The organism is Weissella cibaria, from assembly GCF_004521965.1.
Lineage (GTDB): Bacteria > Bacillota > Bacilli > Lactobacillales > Lactobacillaceae > Weissella > Weissella cibaria_A.
In genome coordinates, this window is the sequence record NZ_SDGK01000018.1 from 1 (window position 1) to 17,858 (window position 17,858).

The 17,858-nt window shown below is 42.9% G+C and carries 20 protein-coding genes; 2 read left to right on the forward strand and 18 right to left on the reverse strand.

What is annotated here, in order from left to right:
* Nucleotides 1-2,104 precede the first annotated feature (2,104 nt).
* Nucleotides 2,105-2,506, forward strand: a complete 402-nt coding sequence (locus EST42_RS02935) for a hypothetical protein (protein WP_134644139.1) — start codon at nt 2,105-2,107, stop codon at nt 2,504-2,506.
* Between the two features lie 326 nt (nt 2,507-2,832).
* Here EST42_RS02935 and EST42_RS02940 read toward each other — a convergent pair whose 3' ends face one another.
* The 9 genes from EST42_RS02940 to EST42_RS11515 all read right to left on the reverse strand — a co-directional run bounded on the left by EST42_RS02940 (nt 2,833) and on the right by EST42_RS11515 (nt 10,760).
* Complete coding sequence (locus EST42_RS02940) at nt 2,833-4,458, reverse strand: peptide ABC transporter substrate-binding protein (RefSeq protein ID WP_134644140.1); 1,626 nt, start codon at nt 4,456-4,458, stop codon at nt 2,833-2,835.
* 231 nt (nt 4,459-4,689) lie between these two features.
* Nucleotides 4,690-5,466, reverse strand: a complete 777-nt coding sequence (locus EST42_RS02945) for a TIGR01457 family HAD-type hydrolase (RefSeq protein WP_134644141.1) — start codon at nt 5,464-5,466, stop codon at nt 4,690-4,692.
* 9 nt (nt 5,467-5,475) lie between these two features.
* Nucleotides 5,476-6,123, reverse strand: coding sequence for a YutD family protein (locus tag EST42_RS02950; RefSeq protein WP_134644142.1), 648 nt, complete (start codon nt 6,121-6,123; stop codon nt 5,476-5,478).
* 30 nt (nt 6,124-6,153) lie between these two features.
* On the reverse strand, nt 6,154-7,530 hold the full coding sequence (locus EST42_RS02955) for a bifunctional metallophosphatase/5'-nucleotidase (protein WP_134644143.1): 1,377 nt from the start codon (nt 7,528-7,530) through the stop codon (nt 6,154-6,156).
* A 4-nt stretch (nt 7,531-7,534) separates the two neighbouring features.
* Nucleotides 7,535-8,155 (reverse strand): metallophosphoesterase family protein, encoded by a 621-nt coding sequence (locus EST42_RS02960; protein ID WP_134644144.1) that lies wholly within the window; start codon nt 8,153-8,155, stop codon nt 7,535-7,537.
* Nucleotides 8,156-8,172: 17 nt separating this feature from the next.
* Complete coding sequence (locus EST42_RS02965; protein ID WP_134644145.1) at nt 8,173-8,613, reverse strand: phosphoesterase; 441 nt, start codon at nt 8,611-8,613, stop codon at nt 8,173-8,175.
* A 1-nt stretch (nt 8,614) separates the two neighbouring features.
* Nucleotides 8,615-9,700, reverse strand: a complete 1,086-nt coding sequence (locus EST42_RS02970; protein WP_134644146.1) for a M24 family metallopeptidase — start codon at nt 9,698-9,700, stop codon at nt 8,615-8,617.
* A gap of 142 nt (nt 9,701-9,842) precedes the next feature.
* Nucleotides 9,843-10,691, reverse strand: coding sequence for a hypothetical protein (locus EST42_RS02975; RefSeq protein WP_134644147.1), 849 nt, complete (start codon nt 10,689-10,691; stop codon nt 9,843-9,845).
* A 6-nt stretch (nt 10,692-10,697) separates the two neighbouring features.
* The gene (locus EST42_RS11515; protein WP_134644179.1) at nt 10,698-10,760 is read right to left on the reverse strand and encodes a KxYKxGKxW signal peptide domain-containing protein; all 63 of its coding nucleotides are present in this window, start codon (nt 10,758-10,760) and stop codon (nt 10,698-10,700) included.
* A gap of 526 nt (nt 10,761-11,286) precedes the next feature.
* Here EST42_RS11515 and EST42_RS02985 point away from each other — a divergent pair.
* Nucleotides 11,287-12,279 (forward strand): IS30 family transposase, encoded by a 993-nt coding sequence (locus EST42_RS02985; protein WP_134643832.1) that lies wholly within the window; start codon nt 11,287-11,289, stop codon nt 12,277-12,279.
* A 204-nt stretch (nt 12,280-12,483) separates the two neighbouring features.
* Here the strand turns inward: EST42_RS02985 and EST42_RS02990 are convergent, their stop codons facing one another.
* The 9 genes from EST42_RS02990 to EST42_RS03030 form a co-directional block, all read right to left on the reverse strand.
* The gene (locus tag EST42_RS02990) at nt 12,484-12,918 is read right to left on the reverse strand and encodes a hypothetical protein (RefSeq protein WP_134644148.1); all 435 of its coding nucleotides are present in this window, start codon (nt 12,916-12,918) and stop codon (nt 12,484-12,486) included.
* A gap of 108 nt (nt 12,919-13,026) precedes the next feature.
* Nucleotides 13,027-13,335 carry an ArsR/SmtB family transcription factor gene (locus tag EST42_RS02995; RefSeq protein ID WP_134644149.1) on the reverse strand — a complete coding sequence of 103 codons (309 nt, stop codon included), beginning with the start codon at nt 13,333-13,335 and terminating at the stop codon, nt 13,027-13,029.
* Nucleotides 13,336-13,350: 15 nt separating this feature from the next.
* Nucleotides 13,351-14,244 (reverse strand): cation diffusion facilitator family transporter, encoded by an 894-nt coding sequence (locus tag EST42_RS03000; RefSeq protein WP_134644150.1) that lies wholly within the window; start codon nt 14,242-14,244, stop codon nt 13,351-13,353.
* 101 nt (nt 14,245-14,345) lie between these two features.
* The gene (locus tag EST42_RS03005; protein ID WP_134644151.1) at nt 14,346-14,753 is read right to left on the reverse strand and encodes a type II toxin-antitoxin system death-on-curing family toxin; all 408 of its coding nucleotides are present in this window, start codon (nt 14,751-14,753) and stop codon (nt 14,346-14,348) included.
* A gap of 67 nt (nt 14,754-14,820) precedes the next feature.
* A complete protein-coding gene (locus tag EST42_RS03010; RefSeq protein WP_134644152.1) occupies nt 14,821-15,981 on the reverse strand; it encodes a DUF2075 domain-containing protein in 1,161 nt (386 codons plus the stop codon).
* Between the two features lie 36 nt (nt 15,982-16,017).
* A complete protein-coding gene (locus tag EST42_RS03015) occupies nt 16,018-16,545 on the reverse strand; it encodes a GNAT family N-acetyltransferase (protein WP_134644153.1) in 528 nt (175 codons plus the stop codon).
* Nucleotides 16,546-16,562: 17 nt separating this feature from the next.
* Nucleotides 16,563-17,015, reverse strand: a complete 453-nt coding sequence (locus EST42_RS03020; protein ID WP_134644154.1) for a MarR family winged helix-turn-helix transcriptional regulator — start codon at nt 17,013-17,015, stop codon at nt 16,563-16,565.
* Nucleotides 17,016-17,110: 95 nt separating this feature from the next.
* The gene (locus EST42_RS03025; RefSeq protein WP_134644155.1) at nt 17,111-17,518 is read right to left on the reverse strand and encodes a cupin domain-containing protein; all 408 of its coding nucleotides are present in this window, start codon (nt 17,516-17,518) and stop codon (nt 17,111-17,113) included.
* Nucleotides 17,518-17,841 carry a carboxymuconolactone decarboxylase family protein gene (locus tag EST42_RS03030; protein ID WP_134644156.1) on the reverse strand — a complete coding sequence of 108 codons (324 nt, stop codon included), beginning with the start codon at nt 17,839-17,841 and terminating at the stop codon, nt 17,518-17,520. Before EST42_RS03030 ends, EST42_RS03025 begins: the two co-directional genes overlap by 1 nt.
* Between the last annotated feature and the right edge of the window lie 17 nt (nt 17,842-17,858).

Genomic DNA, 17,858 nt, shown 5'->3' on the forward strand with positions numbered 1-17,858 from the left:
TTTCTTTCAAAAGATAACTTAAATATAATACCTCGTTCATAGCATGAATGCAACCCCCAATTTTAAATCTGACATCACCACAATGACATTTTTTAAGGGATAACGATGTATGTATCAGGCAGCGTTAATAAACATACTTCAGCAAGTGTAAAGATGGCACAAAACAAGCCTAAAGCTGCCCCGCAACCAAACTACTAATACCTAACATCCCATCAACAGGTCGTAAAAATGATAGCCTCGTCAGAGAATTCTGCTGTTTAGTCAGATTATATTTCAACAGATTAACTTTCTCTAACGACGTTGGCATGCATATGACTAATTTACCGACGACTAACATTGACGCACTTATTAATTACTACGCATATAGGCACATCCACACTGATCAGGACCATTGCTGCCAGACGATTCACCAATTACGCCAGATTAACTGTCTAATGATTAATTTTCTCTAAACGCCTCACGTTATGACAGTTCCTGTCCTCTAACCAAGCGATGAATCCATCTGACTAAACTGTCATAATCCCCAATTACTATTAATGGATCCCCGCTAAAATCTGATGAAATCGCAAATTAGTCTGACCATCACGCTATCGTCTCCTCGCTCATAGTGGCTCCCCCCAGGTGTGCTGCCAGCAGCGATAAAATCGATCACAGCACAAACACCTGATAAATGTCGCTTTTGGTCAGGTAATTGTTACGGGACACGTGCTACCGGAAACGCCCCCACCGCATTTAGTCAGACAAAACTCACTACTGGTCAGATAAAGCCCCCATTTATTAAGTGTTCCTAAAGACATACCCACGAATAAGCCCTGTTTATCTGCCTAATCAAATATTTTGTCTGACTACCCCCGTAAAAAATCACCTCATCTTGTCGATTACTACAAATGTTATCTGACCAAATCGCACATTTTCTGACCAAACGCCAAAGATTACATTCTATACCGCTGGTTATTTAATTATGTACGATTGTAAATTACAGGGCCATTCACTATTTTAAGGATTTGGTGCCATCTAGACTCAACTGTTATATCCAAATGAACGTAGCATCTGCTAACCTTAATCGCTGATAAGTCTGCCTGGCAATATCGCTTCATCTTCTGACGTACCTTTAATTTCAATGAATCAGGTTAGTTAAATCGTCCATCGTAATCTGGCAAAATCGCAATTTATTCTGGCTTTATATCAAAACAACTAACGCTGCTATTTAGCAGTAGCCTAATTTATCCCCCGCAATGTATCTAACCTTAGTAATCACTAGCAAATTCTGGTTTAGTCGGGAGGTAACATTCCCCATCAGCTTTATAAGTCAAAATTAATCGGCTGCCTCACATTAGAAGTGACCTGGGTATCCGTAATTATAAAATTGCACTCATTACTCGCCAGACGAATATGTCTTTCAGTCAGACAAACTTAGCTTTTACTAAGAGCTTCTAAAGGCCCTCGTCTAATACGGTGCATTTGTCTGGCAAATCAACCAATCCTCCTGACCATCACACTCAAAATGGTCAACTAGGCAATCCATCGACCTTGTTAAGCAGGTTGCTTCGTTTCTTTTGACGCTTCGATCTAATAGCAAACAAAAAGCACCAGTTACCCGATGTAAGCTAAAGTCACCAAACCAAATCCAAGGGAGCAGATGCTTTTAATCACTTCGATCATAGCAGTAAAAATTTACATATTACGTCACTGGGTTTGGTCATACCAAGATATGTCATAAAAAGTGCGTTGATTATTTGCGCCACTGATACAGCTATTGTGATTTTTAAATGTAATTAAATAGCAACTTAGTAAGCCTGCACTTGACCATAATCAAACGTAAAAATTGCAGACTCAAGGAAATCACCAATTACCTGCATCGTATCCACATTTAAATGAAATTTAGTAGATTCTGAATTATAAAAAATAAGGATCACATTTCCGTCATCCTCACTCTTTGAAAATCGTCTAATCACGTTACTTTTCAATTTTATCGCAGCAACTATCAGTCCAGTCTTAAGGGTCCTGACTTTGCCCCTGCCTCAAAACAAAAACAAAAATAAAAACACCAATAGTTCGGTGTATCCTAAACTCGTCTAAAACCAAAATACAAGGAAAGCTATTGATGTCTTTAAATGATTCTATCCTACGTAGCGTCAGATTAACAGACTCAAATTTCGAATTTTTTATGGATGATAACGGTGAGTTCAATCACATCTCATATCGTGGAAAAGATAATCATAAAACTATTATTTATGAAACTGCACTACACGGTAATATGCATCACTACGCTTTGTACAGACAAGAGAGTGTAGTGACCAAGAATGGTTACAACAACCCCACCGAGGTAAAGCTACGAACAACTAACGGTTTCGATAACCGCCTATGTCTACGTAAGCAGCACTATTACTGCCATGACGGTAACGCTTCCGTAGTTGTGTCATCACTCGATTTAGACGAAGACCGAAACATTTCTAAATCTCTACGCCTTCAAGTTATTCGACTAACTATGGAGGACATTTCATAGAAGGTTATCGATTTTGTTTCGCATCTCTTACACTCACCAGTTCACTGTGTTATCAACGACGAATTCCAGGATTCTCTTTGACATGCGACGCATCCGTATCCAAATGAAGTATGGGAAATTCTAAAAAAGTGGTGACCAACATTTCTGTCATCACCACTTTTTGCGACTCTTCAAATCGCGTTAATTTTCAAATTCATTGTCGACCAACGCTATTTGGCATAGAGCCGGTCTTTAACTTGCACAAGTCATGCCCCTTTTTATTAAAAAAACGGACAGCCCACATCACTGTGAACTAGCCGTTTCAAAATCTTTTTTAACTCATTAGCCTACTTCTTGTAAGCCCACTTCCAGTCGAATGGTGCTCCAGTTGGGTTTGAGACAACACCCTTAACTGATTGACGGTACAACGTTGCGTATGATTGGTAGTAAAGCGGTGCCACACCGACTTGCTTTTCAATCGTTTGTTCAGCCATTTTGTAGTCGTCGTAACGCTTGTTCTCATCGTTTACATCAGTCGTCTTAGCGGCCTTTTGAGCTGCATCGTAGTCAGCGTTTGACCAGCTACCGTTGTTGAATGACGAATCAGACGTGTACAAGTCCAAGAATGTTGATGGATCACCGTAGTCAGCTCCCCATGCTGAGATTACAAGCTCAAACTTCTTGTCTTGTGAGAAGGCCAAACGTTGCTTAAATGGCACTTGCTTAATATCAACGTTCAATCCTGACAAGTCCTCCAATTGTGATTGCAAGAATTGCGCCGTGTTCTTCGCCTTATCCGTATCGTCAGTCAACAATTGCAAGCTAAGCTTCTTCTTGCCCACTTCCTTCAATCCTTCAGCAAACAACTTCTTAGCCTTTGACTTGTTGTAGCTAATGGCACCCTTCACAGCAGCTGACTCCGCAAAGTCCTTACCTGTGTTTGGATCCTTAGCCAAGTTCTTAGCCGTCAACGTCGTGGCCGGGGTTGCGTTACCCTTCAACACCTTGTTAGACAAAGTCTTACGGTCAATTGCGTACGACAAAGCTTGACGAATCTTAACATTCTTAAGCGCTGGTACCTTCTTCTCATTAAACTCCAAGTAGAACGTTGAAGCCATTGGAATAACCTTGTAATCCTTACGCTTCTGTGAGGCACGCACTTGGTCCGATGACAAGTAAGCCAAATCAAGCTTGTTACCCTTGTACAAGTTGTAACCCGTGTTTTGGTCCTTGATGGTTTGAATCTCAACCTTTGGCGTCTTCACTGCGTCAGCATCCCAGTAGTTCTTGTTCTTAACCAATGAGTACTTGTTGTTTGAACCAGTCCAGCCCTTCAATACAAACGGACCTGAAGCCAACGTGTACTTGGCTGCCGTACCATACTTGCTACCAACCTTATCCACGAAAGCCTTGCTTTGTGGGTAAAATGGCGCCATCGTCAAAACTGACTCAAGTTGTGGCATTGGCTTTTCAAGGGTCACTTCAAGCGTTTGATCATCAAGCGCCTTTACGCCCAAGTCATCCAAGTTCTTATCTTTACCTGATTGGATTGCATCCGCATTCTTAATTCCTGAGAACAAGTACGCATATTGTGATGCCGTTTTAGGATCATTCGTACGTTGCCAACCATAGACGAAATCTTGCGCCGTGATTGGATCACCGTTCGCCCACTTCAAGCCTGAACGCAACTTAAACGTGTACGTCAAACCGTCATCAGACTTTTGCACAGACTCAGCCAAAGCCAATTCAGGCTTGTTATCCTTACCGTTACGGTACAAACCATCACCTGTAGCTTGCAAAGCATCGAAGTCAACTGATGCTGTTGCCTTTGATGGATCAGCAGTTCCCAAGTCAGCCGATTCCATCCAGTTAATTGTCTTATACGTTGCTGCTCCTGCAGACAATGGTGCCAAGGCTGATCCCAGAATCAACGCCGTTGACAACAAGGCTGAAGTCTTTACTACCTTATTCATAATTCGTTCCCCGTTTCACTTGCACTTATATTATATTCATTAGATTACTATGAGAATTCGCAAGTGTCAATGACGTCATTCTTTAATTTCTCATTTTAACTATCGAAAACAGCTTAAAACTCCTATATAACAACGTTTCAAAAAATGAGAAACAACTTAATTTGTCAGGAAAGCTGACATCAAGTAAGAAAAAACACGACTATGCCATCGCATAATCGTGTTTTGAATAGTCTATTTGATTTCCCAATCGTCCAATGAATCAACTTCATGGGTTGGCTGCTTATTAGCCGCAGCAACTTGCTCTTTCGTTGAAACACCTGTATAGACCAGTAATGTATCAATGTCAGAATTAATTCCCGCCAAGATATCTGTGTTGTAATTGTCACCAACCATCACCACTTGGTCAGCCGTCAAACCAGTTCGGCGCAACGCCCCAGCCATAATAATGGTTTCTGGCTTACCAATGACAACTGGCTTTTGTTGCACCGCTGTTTGCAAAGCAGCCACCAATGTACCAGCACCAGGTAACATTCCTCGTTCATTGGGCAAGTTCGTATCAACGTTGGTTGCAACGAACTTAGCACCATGCTGAATGGCAAGGGTGGCTTGCACTAACTTCTCATAGTTAATATTACGATCCAATCCAATAGCGACAGCATCAGCAGGCCCTTCACTTACCAACTCAAAACCCTTTGCTTCCAAAGCCACCTGCAAGCCGATTTCACCGATCATCAAAACACGCTTAACGTCCCCTAGCTCAGCCAAATAATCGGCCAAGGCCATCGCACTCGTGTAGACTTGCTCTGCCGTCGTGGGAGTATCATGATTATCCGTTAAATTGGCTGCAACTTCATCAGGTGTCTTCGTTGAATTGTTTGTCACGAACAGATATTGCGATGACGATTCAGTCAAGCGTTCAATGAACCGTTTCCCTGCTGGAAAGCGCTTCGTCCCTTGGTAAATCGTCCCGTCCAAATCAATAAAATATCCATCGTAGTGTTGTGCCATGTTAACTGATTATCCCTTCGTTTCTGTGGTTTGTCGTTCACGAATCTGGAAACGGCGGCGCTTTTTATGCCCCTTCGTTTCAACAGTATTCGTCCGTTCCTTCACATGCTTTGCCTTGTTTCCCGTTGGCTTCGTCTTCTCAGCCACTGCCGGTCCCTTTGGCTTACTCTTGTGATTCTGGTTACTACCGCCATCCTTGTTATTTGAATGGTTCATGTTGGCATTTGAACGACGTTGACGACGACGCTTACGATGAACCGGTTGTTGTTCATCTTCTCCTTCATCAACATCATGTGGTGCAAGGTTTTCTAACACGAAATATGGTGCCCCGAAATTGACTTCTTCATATAAGTAGTCTTGTAAGGCTGAAATTTGTTGGCTACGGGCAACACCAGTAGCACCGTCTTTATAAAAGCCATGCAACCGTAATTGATCAGCCGCAATGTCACCAACTAGAAAATCATATTTTTCCAGGAAGTCACTAAATCGGGCTGCCATTTTTTGTTGATCGTAAGCTTCGCGGTAGTTATGCACTAACCGGTAACTCCGCTCGTTGATAAAAATGACGTCAGATGTTTCACCAGTTGTGATGGTCGTAGCTTCTTGACGCTTAATGAACTGCTCCTCAGCAAGTTCTTTCATCCGTTCGCGATCCATGTTGTGGGCCTCCTTTCTGCTATATTTTATTTAAGGTGTAAACGTGTCAGCCAAATAGGCTGCAAAGTCCTCACGAATTACTGTATCATATGACATCACGTTCTGTCCCGCGATTTCCAAAGTTGGGAAATACGGAATAAACATGTAATGATCTAAACCACCAATTGTATACGTAGCCGCCATATCGAGTGGCTGTCCATTCACGAGAACATCCCCATTCGCTAAGACAGTTAACCCAGCCCAAACAACTTCACCCCAGGCCTCACCACGGAAGCCCATGCCCTTCAAACGATTAGGTCGTAAGAAGTTGCGGTTCTTTTCAATTTCATGGGCCAGGCGCCACAAATCAGGTCCTGCCAACGTTGAACGCATTGGATGCACCGCATGTGGTAACAAGGCGTGCAAATCCTTGGCAGTGACTAAGCCAGCTGGTAAATCATGCAGGAACAAGCCCGTCGATAACATCGCCACATCTGTGTGCGTGCGTTGCATCAATGCGGCAAGTCCCAAATCAATCAAACGATGTTCACCACGAATATCCGTAGTGTACACCGTTGGTAAGTCTGCAATCACCCATTTCGCTAGTTGTTGTTCACCACTAGTTTGATACCCAGCAATCTCAATCTCATCTTCATGCACAGCTGGCAAATCATCCGTGACCACTGTACGGGCTTGCATGTGGACCAACTTGCCATCTTCAATTTCTAATTCAATACGGCCGATATGATCCCCGTAACGCCCGGCCGCCGCGATTAACGAATTGCCCCGTTTCTCACCATGTTCCAACAAATGGTGCGTATGGGCACCGATAATCACATGCAATTCTGGGTAATGCTCAGCCAAGTATCGGTCAGTTGGTATACCTAGGTGTGACAGCAAGATATTAATATCTGTTTTACCCGCTAATTCCAGCAAAATACGTTGTAGCGCACTGTCAATTTCTTCTGGCATCCAATTTAATAACGGTAGTGTCAAAATAAACGGCGCCGTGAACCCAAGTACGCCAATCCTGGTACCCCGTGGCGTCGTAATAATGCGGTAAGCGACTGCCCAATCCGGAATCTTACCGGTCGTTTTATCGGTGATGTTACCTAAAATAACCGGAAAATTGGCCTGGTCATACAAGCAATTTAAATCATCATGCACTAAGCCTAAGCCTTCGTTATTGCCAATCGTCACAGCATCATAGCCAACTTCATTCATCAAGGCCACATTGGCTTGGCCCATCGTTGCTTCGGTTAGAGGGTGTTGACGATCCAAAAAATCACCAATATCAAACGTCAAGACGCTAAAGCCATCGCGTCGTAACTGACGTTTGCGCGTTAATAAATAGCGCCGGATTTTAGGCCAACGCTCTAAATGCGAGTGTAAGTCATTCGTATGTAAAATCGAAATTTTATCTCGCATCTAGTTACCTCCTCTTGGCGAAATCATCATGCTTTCGTTGAATAATTAATTCAATTTCGTTCATTGTTAATGGTGTGCTCCATGATGGCCGTTCGTCAGCCATCAAGTAATCCAAATCAGCACTATCCACACCGACATTAATATTTTCTTGTACTGGCACGCTGTAGTGGTGAATGTGCCCGTGCAAATTAATACTACTTGGTGTTTGACCAAACATCATTGGATAGTGCGTCAAAAAGAATTGGTGGTGATTGGCCTTAATAATGCGACCAACATCTTCGAATTCATACTTCGGCTTACCGTCTGATAGCATCGGATTGTGAGCAGCCAAATACTTAAACAATGCCCGCGAATCATGGTTTCCCTTAATAATCACAATGTGTCCGTTTAATTGTTCCAAGATACCATCAATCATTTCATGCCCCAACTTGGCTGGACGGATGTGGTTTACCATGGCAATATCGCCCAAATGGTACACCGTGTCCATTTCACCAACCCGGTCGTTCCAGGCCTTAATCATTGCAGGGTGCTCATCTTCTAAGAAGTTAAATGGGCGAGGTGCAAAATTATTACTTTGCAAAAGTTCTTCATGGAAGAAATGCGTATCAGAAGTAAAATATTCCATTTTTCTCTAATCCTCTTTTAGCGGAGTCTTCCGCCATCATAACTATTAATCCATTTTTCAAACGCAGCAAAATATTCAGGAAAAGCATTTACGCCACCAAAGCGTAAGACATCCGGTTGATCATCGAACTGAACAATTAAGCCCCACTCATCGGTTGCGCCTGGTTGTACTTGCCGATAATCCGCCTGCCAATTTGGCAAAGTTGCCATTAATTTCCTTTCAATGTTTGGCCATTGAAAGGAAACGTCCTGCCACATTGTCGCAAATTGGCGCCATTTGGCATCAGTGGGTTGGTCACGCCTAAAGATAAAGGTCGGATCCGCGACATCCATAATCGGTGCTTTCATTGTCGCAGGTACGCGCAAATAAAAAGCGTGCTGATCAGTCTGCTTTGCGTAAATATAATCAAATCCCGTCGCTAAATTACCACGATAAAATTCAAAATATTGTAGTGCCATCTTATTTATCAATCACAATCAAGTCAGTTGGGATACCTGCCGTCAAGTTTTCAAACCCGTCAGCCGTCACGACAACATCATCTTCAATCCGCACGCCACCCTTGCCAGCAATATAAATACCTGGCTCAATTGTTAATAGCATGCCTTCACGGACAACATCTTCAGCTGGTGAACTAGCTGATAAGATTGGACCCTCATGAATATCCAAACCAATACCGTGACCTGTGGCATGGTTGTATTCCTTGCCATAACCGGCTTCCGTGATAATATCACGGGCAACCGCATCCAATGCCGCATTCGCAACACCTGGCTTAACTGCGTCAATCGTGGCGCGTTGCGCAGCCAACGTCACGTCATATATGCGCTTTGATTTTTCATCAAGCTCACCAAAAGCTAAAGTACGCGTGATGTCTGACGTGTATCCATCGACAAAGTAACCAAAGTCAATCGTCACTAGCTCGCCCGCCGCAATTGGCTTATCTGAGTATGTGCCGTGTGGCAAAGCACCACGGTACCCTGAGGCCACAATTGTATCAAATGAGGCTTTGTCAGCCCCTTTTTCCTTGATAATGCGATCCAACAAGTTAGCCACTTCGCGTTCAGTCATACCAACGTGCAACTGCGTTACCATCTCATTAAAAGCCGCCACGGCCACGTCAGCTGAACGACGTAGCTTAGCTAGCTCATCAGCATCCTTCACTTCACGAATGGCTTCAAGTAGCGCAGGTACCGGTGCAATATCGACACCCACAAAGTTTTCATCAAGGAAATCAAAGTCGCGGAATGGTAGCGTGTCTTCGAAGCCCAGGTTTTCAATCTTGAAGCGCTTTGCAGCCGCCATTGCCACGCCCCAGTAATCACGGGTAACCAACAGTTGCGTGCCTTCATCGAGGCGCTCACGATACTCTTCCTCGTAGCGGGCATCCGTAATCAAGGCGGTATTTTCACGACTGATTAGAACCAAGCCGTCACCCGAGCCACCTTCAAAACCAGTCAGGTAACGCATGTTTGTCCCATCAGCAATAATCATCCCGTCGATTCCCAGCGGTTCGAATAGACGACGGACATTTTCAATTCTTGTGTTCATCTGCATTTTCCTCATTTTCTTAATGTCTCCATTATAGCAAATTGTCATAGGCTCCGACCGGATAGGGTCAGGATAAAAAAGCAAAACGGCCTGCCGCTCTAAATCTAGAGCAACAGGACCATTACTAAAATATTAATAATGATTATTTTTCTGCGTCATCATCAACATAATTAATCACATTGTTATATTGCTTAGTTTGTACAGAAACTGTAATCTTCCCAAACCATTCATTATCGTATGCACTAAGCATAGCATTGGTTTGATCGTCTAATTGCATGACACCTACAGTCACAACATTTTCATACATGACATCGCCGATAACGATATTACCTAGCCAGACTTTATCGTCAGGTTCACCATAGCCAAGTACTACATACCCCTTAGCCGCCAGTTGTTTTCTGAAGTCGATGATTTCTTTTGAATCGGCAACAGTGGCAATAGTTTGTGTGGTTGCAACTGGTGTTTGTACCTTTTCTTGCTCTTCTGTATTCACAACAGGTGCCTTGGTTTGTTGTGTGGTATCTGTTTCATTTACCTTTGTTACAGTTACATCAGTTGTTGCTGGCGTTACAGTCGTCGCTGGCGTTACTTCTTCAACTTGCTGACCCGCCTGCTTTGCTACATCAACTGTGTTATCTTCTGTCACCCTAGCGTTACTTGTCTCATCTTTAGCCTCAGCCGGTTGAACGACGCTACTTTCTGTTGTGACCTTTGGTTCCAAATCTGCCGTGCTCATAACATTATCAGCTGTTTGGTTACCAACTGCAGTTTCCGTATTTACCTTTGGCACATCAGCAACCGACGCTGACCCAGACGTCTTATCATCACTAATAGCAGCTGACGTTGCAACAGATGTCGTCCCCAATGACACATCTGTTTGACTCGCCGTGGCCACAGCAGCTGTATCAGTCGCACTTTGCGTCGTACTTGAATCAGCTGTTTTATTTGTATCTACCGTATTCAGCCAAAGCTTGAACGCCGGCGATAACAAAAGTTGTTAAAATGTGGCACCGGCAGCTACCCAAAATTTACCAGCCTTATATATCTTCTTACGTGTAATTTTTCTACTCGTCCCATAACACTCATCCTACTGTCTGTGAATTTGTTTTGTCTTTATGCTTATGAGTTTACCAACTCAAAATAAGCAAAAGTAGTAACGTTTCAAACTTGAGTGATTTAATGAAATTTATGGTAATTTTTATTTTTTTCGTCAAAACAATCTATTTTTAGCGCAATTCTGGGAATAATTACTTCGTTTAACTAGCTGTATCTTTTTGTTTGTTCGTTCGTCCCGCAAATTTTAAGCTTTCGACTATTTGGGAACTTTTACAAACTTAGATGCGATACGTCTTATACTAAATAACGTTGAGATATGGGATACCATATCTCAACGTATCGAGAACGCTCTAACTCTTTCTTCTCATTTGATACGGTTCGGCCAGCAACCACTACCCCTAGCTGTTGGCCATGAAAACAATACTTGAATTTACAATTCAAGTGCAACACTAAGCTAAATAAAAACTGACTCATAATGAACCAGCGTAAAATGTAGTTTGTCTAGAACATACAGAACGCGAGGAAACATTATGAGTCATTATCATCAGCTTACCGCATTTGATCGCGGACGTATAGAAGTTTTACTCAGAGAAGGGTTGTCAATGCGTAGCATTGCAAAAGAAATTGGTAGAAGCGCTTCGACAATCTCTCGTGAGATTGCCCGCTGTGTTGGCTCAACTTATGAAGCTGAGGATGCCGATCAAAAGCACATGCTTGCTCGAACGAAGTCGCATAAACGCCGAAAGTTAGATAACACTGAACTGCGAGAACTAGTTATATATGGAATCAATCAAAAACATTGGTCGCCTGAACAGATAGCTGGTCGACTAAAGATTTCAAGAGGTCATACGATTATTAGCGCAAATACAATCTACCGAGCGATTTATAGAGATAACTTGGGCCAGCCGGTGAAAAGTCACAAAGCTCGGGGCATTGCTCGTGCGCTTCGGCATAGAGGAAAAACTCGACATACTAAAGGTCATGTCGAACGTCGAGGTAAGATTAGAATTCCAAATACGATTGACGAGCGACCTGCAGAAGCAGGTTGTCGCTCTCGAATTGGAGATTGGGAACTGGACACTGTTATTGGCCGTAAAGGCGGTCAAGTATTGGTCACAATGGTTGATAGGAAGACCAGAATATTACTTTCAAAACGAGCGGCATCAAAGAAGACCGTCGATGTTATGAGAATCATAGGTTCAATGCTAGATTCCCTTCCAACCAGTCAGATACAGACTTTAACTCCAGACCGCGGAAATGAATTCAGTGCGCAAGATGAGATAACAAAGAAATTCGATGTCCAGTTTTACTTTCCTGATCCCCACGCTCCATGGCAACGCGGGACCAACGAAAATACAAATGGGCTAATCCGTGAGTACGTCCCTAAAGGGACTGCAATCGAAGATTATTCAGACGAATACATTGAACAAATGGTTGAGCAAATTAATAGCCGACCTCGAAAGCTTTTCGGCTGGAGATCGGCTAAAGAATATTATTTATCTCAAGTGTTCCGGTTGAATTGACAATTCACCCATAAATAAATCCTCCAAGAACCAAACGTTACAAATACGTTACCATTTATTTTCAATTAGAACAATTGACCAAAAATATACCATTTCATTGAAAGATTAGTTAATTGTGTTTTTGTGGCGTTATGTAAAATTATTTACGACCTATACCGTTTTTAAAAAAGCAATCACCTAAAGGCAGCTGCCTTCACGTTTTATTTATTTTTTCATTGCACGTTTAATTAATGTAACGACTTGATTAGCTACGTCTTCCTGCCATGCCGGCACTGCAAACGACGTTGGCCACATCGCGCCATCATCCAATTGGGCAGCATCATTAAACCCAATTGTGTTATACCGGCTTTGAAACTTCGTAGCTGGTTGAAAAAAGAGCACCACTTTACTGTCCGCATTTGCATAAGCTGGCATACTGTACCATGTCTCGGGTTGCAACTCTGGCGCAATCTCCCTCACTAAGTCATGCAATTTCACCGCGATAAGTGCCTCATGATCTCGCATTTCATCAATTTTCTCTAGCAGATTGGCCTCTGGATTCTTCTTACTCCGCTTATTTGTCTGCTCTCGTCGTAATTTAGCTGCTCGTTCTTTCATCGCCTGTTTTTCAAAATCTGAAAATCCGCTTTGTTCAACCATGTGTTCACAATTTTTCTTTCAAGATTTCTTGAACTAAGAATAGCAAAAATGCCGCTGGCATAACAGCAAAAAATATGGCAACCAAACAAAGTTGGTCGCCATATCCGCCTAATTTGAAAAGTCCATATGTTCTAAGTGAATAAACGTCGCTTCTAGGGTTTGTTTCAAGTGCTGATCATAAATTTCATAATAGACCCGATTACCCGATGTTTCGCGCGTCACCACGTGGTTTTGATACAAAACTGCCAAATGCTTCGACACTGTTGGCTGCGCAATACCAGTTTGCGCAACCAATTCACTCACATAAACGCGTCCTGGATGTATCACCATATAATGTAAAATCGCTAATCGGCTCTCATTACCTAGAACTTTGTAAAAGCTGGCAACCGCCCGTAATAGTGCTTGTTCCTGTGCCATTCTATCACCCAACCTTTAAATTGTGTTGCAGTTAACTTCTAAGTGCGTTTCTGCCTGAATCGTTGTGTGAGCAATGCCAAACTCATGTTTCAACGTTTCCGTGATGTCATCAAGATCAGCATCGTTAAATGTCGGTGTAACGGCTAAGTGCGCTGTTAACGCCGCCTCAGTCGTCGAAATCCCCCAAATATGAAGATCATGGACTGACTTTACGGCCACATGGTTTGCCAAGTAGTCCGCGATACCCGCCTCATTAATTCCCGCTGGGACACCATTTAGTAGCAAATTTAAAGACTGCTTAAATACATCCCATGAACTAACTACAATCACAATCCCAATTAAGGCTGACACCAACGGGTCAATCCAGTTCCAACCAGTCAAGGCGATTAATACCCCTGAAATCACGACGCCGACAGAAACGCCAGCATCGGCCAACAAGTGAATATAAGCGCCACGTGCGTTCAAATCATGTTCTTGCTGACCACTTTTGGCGAAGAAGTGCGCTGCCAAGAAATTAACTAAAATCCCAACTAACGCCACCCAAATCACGATATCACCGTCAACATGCGCCTTGCCATTTATCAATTTATCAATGGCTTCAAACCAGATAATTCCAACGGCAATTAATAGCAAAATGGCATTGACCGCACTGGCAAGAATGGTCGTGTTATGAAAGCCGTATGTCCGTCGACGTGTTGCTTTCAACCCAAAAACTAATACTGCTAGCCAAGACAAAATTAACGACGCGACGTCACTCACACTGTGCAGTGCGTCCGCAAACAAGGCTGTCGAACCGGCCAATTTTGCGAAAATCATTTCCCCAATGATAAAAGCCAAATTTAGTCCAATACCGATCAAATACGGCGTCTGATTATTCTGTTCAATTTCATGATGCTGCGTGTGTGCCATCTTCATCCCCTCCGTTTCCAATATGTCACTTATGGTATACGCCAATTATGGCATATTAAAAAGTAGAGTTCAAATGATACCTGTCATTTTCTGGCCTATGCTTATCTTTCAGTAAATACACTAGCCAACCAGTCGGCAATCGTCGCCATGACTACTTCAGTATTCGCTGTTTGTGTCACTTCAATCGTAAACGCCTGTACATCTTCAAAAAAATCTGGCGTGGGGTCATAGCCATTGGCAGTCAGAAAGGTTTGCACAACCAGCATGGCCGTTCGCTTGCTACCATCCACAAATACTGGTGTTTTGACAATTTGTTGCATCATGTAGGCCGCTTTCAGCCAAATTGTTGAGTACATTTCCTGTCCAAACACTATTTGTTGTGGTTGCGTAATCACAACATCAAACGCTCGTGGCGACTGCACGCCTGTGTTACCGCCACCGAGTGTTGCAATTGCCGTTTCATTTAGATGCAACACTTCAGCAGCTGTTAAATACTTTACCTGATTCATGGATTAACCACCAATTTCTATAAAAAATGACGCTTGAGCATCAATGCCAAACGTCATGTTTCATTACTTATTTTTGAAGTTCCAACAAGCGCGCGCGCAATGCGTCATCGTACGCTGTCAAGTACAAACCGTACTTACCGCGCTTGATTAAGACGTTCAATACGTTTGCGATAAACGCCTTAAATTCATCTTCCGTAAACTTACGATCTTGACGCTTCTTAAAAATTTCCTTGTGAGAATACTTTTCTGGAATAATTGTCACGCTATCAGTCTTTGGATCATAACCAAATGAAGGACCAATAATCATCCCCACATAATTCAAATCAAATCCTTGCAACGTGTAAATCGTTCCAACCTGAGTAATTGATCCTTCACGCTTGGCCCAGTGGGTACGCTGTGGATCCCATTCATCCCAAGGTAAGTTAAAGGTATCCATCTCAACGTTGTGACGACCATCAATTCGTGGGAAGCCAGACGTGGCGACCACGCGACTTTGCCCGAACTCCTTGTTCTTTTCCTTAATTGCTTCGTACAAATCGCCAGCCTTATCAAAGACCTTAAATTCAAAATCAGAATTATATGGAAATGGCTTCAAAGGCTTTTCAGCCGTCAAATCATCCAACCAGTCAACTTGTTCCTGGCTCGCTACCATTCGATATTGGAAGTCCATGTCAAATTGGTGATATGGGTTGTTGCCAATCGTCTTGAACAACAAGTCCTTGTCCCAGTACATCTTCGATTGGAACACTTGAGCAAAATCGTAAACAACGACAACGACCTTAGCCAATGACATCAAATCTGCCAATTGGTTTTCACCATTGTAGTGCATGTAAGGTTCAGGCTTTGATAGCAATAAGTGTGCCTCATCAACGAAAATGACATCGTATTGCCAGTTACGCTTTTGCGCATTGTTAATCAATGGTGTCGGACGTGTAATATCCTTATCGCGCATGCCTGGAATATCAACGGCCAAGTCCTTGTAGGCTTTAAACAACTCTGGGTGGTTCACCACCAACGCCGTCTTGTACCGCTTGTCCGTCATATACTTAGTAACTAAGTTCATTAGAACAACTGACTTACCAGTGCCGGCGGCACCCTGAATAATTGCAACACGGTGATCATTTTGCTTCAAGCCATCACCAATGTAGGCATTCATATTAGAAATAACAGCTTCTTGCTCCGCTGAAAGATTATCAACGAAAAATTGTTCTTTTAAAATTTTATTCATAATAAGAGACATTATACAACGTAAGTAGTCCTTGTGCTATTTCGATGCCAAATTTTTCATCATTAACACATCTGTTTGTTGGTCAGTCCCCATATAGAAATCATGAGCCTCACCCGTTAACGTGAAGCCCATCTTTTCATAGAATGCGATGGCATTCGGGTTGTGTTCCCAGACCCCAAGCCAAATTTGGTGCTTATCTAGTGATTTAGCTAGTCGCTCGGCTTCACTGATAAACACACGGCCGAGACCTTGCCGTTGGAAATTTCGACGTACATAAATACGCTCAACTTCAAGCGCGTCCTCGCCCATTTTTTCTGACTGTGCGTCATCCACATTTAGCTTGAGATACCCTGCAATTTTTTCGTCGACTAAGACAAAATAAAACATTGATGCCGGGTTGGCTAATTCAGCTGCTAGTTTCTCTGGCGTGTACGCCACTGCTAAGTAATCACGCATGTTTTCGGCCGTATTTTGTGCACCAAACGTATCTGAAAATGTTTCAATTGCAATATCCCGTAGCGTGTCTAAATCCATGGTTGTCAATCGACGTAATGTCATACTCATCCTTAATCTCCTCATCTTTAATAGTTACGGTGTTGCCCTTTTTTAACAGCGTTCCAATCGGCTGCGACATTTTCACGCATCCGTATCAACATGGCGTTCAATTGTTGCACCTCTGCATTGGAAAAGCCTTGTAACGCCACAGCTTCCGAGTAATCATTTTCACGTTTAATCACCTGGTAAATGGCGCGCCCCTTTTCTGTTGCCCGAAGATGTTTAATTTTCAAATTATCAGGATTATCACGTTTCTCGACTAATCCATCGGCAATTAATTTCTTAACAGCCCGTGAAACCGTTGTACGGTCGACCATAATCAAATCTGACAATGCCTCCTGAATAATATCAGGCTGTTCAACAATTCGTACTAAGTACAAATATTGCCCTTTGGTTAAATTAAATTCTTTAAATTCCACATTACTTATTGAATCTAGGGCACGTGCAATCATGCCAATTTCTCTTAAGTTAGCTGTCATATTTTTGTCCTCACGCATAGTCTATAATTATTTTGTTGCAAATGCAACAAAAAGCGGTAATCATTAAATTGATTACCGCTTTTATATAGTGTTAATTAATCTAGTGCATCATAGTCCGCATCTGAAACTGGCTCAAGCCATTCTGGTGTTCCAGCCGTAATCGCAATGTGCTCAAACCAACTATCTTTCTTGGCACCGTGCCAATGCTTCACACCATCACGTGTCACGATAGTATCACCCTTTGTCAATGACTGAGTAGGTTGCCCCTCTTCTTGATACCATCCCTCACCGGCAGTCACCAATAAAAGCTGATAGCCGTCATGGTGAATATGCCAATTATTTCGTGATCCTGGCTCAAACGACACTGAACCAATGCCAATCTTTTCATCCGGTGACGTCACCAAGTTGGTCAAATAGGTGTCACCGACAAAAAATTCGCCACAGGGATTTAGAACACCCGCTGAAAAGATTGTACCCGTTTTAATTTCTGGAAAATTCGCCATTATGCTACCTCATAAACTTCTTTTGCGATATTAAATGCTGACCAGGCTTTGGGCCAGCCAACGTAGAATGCCAAGTGGGTAATAATTTCAGCCACTTCATCAGCAGTTAGACCGTTTTCTTTAGCTTTCTGCATGTGGAAGGGCAATTGTTCAAACGCCCCTGTGGCAATCAGTGCGGTAATCGTTGCAAACGACCGATCACGAGCTGAAAGTGCCGTCTCGCGTGACCAAACCTGGCCAAACAGGACCTCGTCATTTAATTCTGCAAACTTAGGTGCAAACGCGCCCAACGCGTCGTGCCCTGCAGTTACCTTCTCAGCCATATCACTCATCTCCGTTC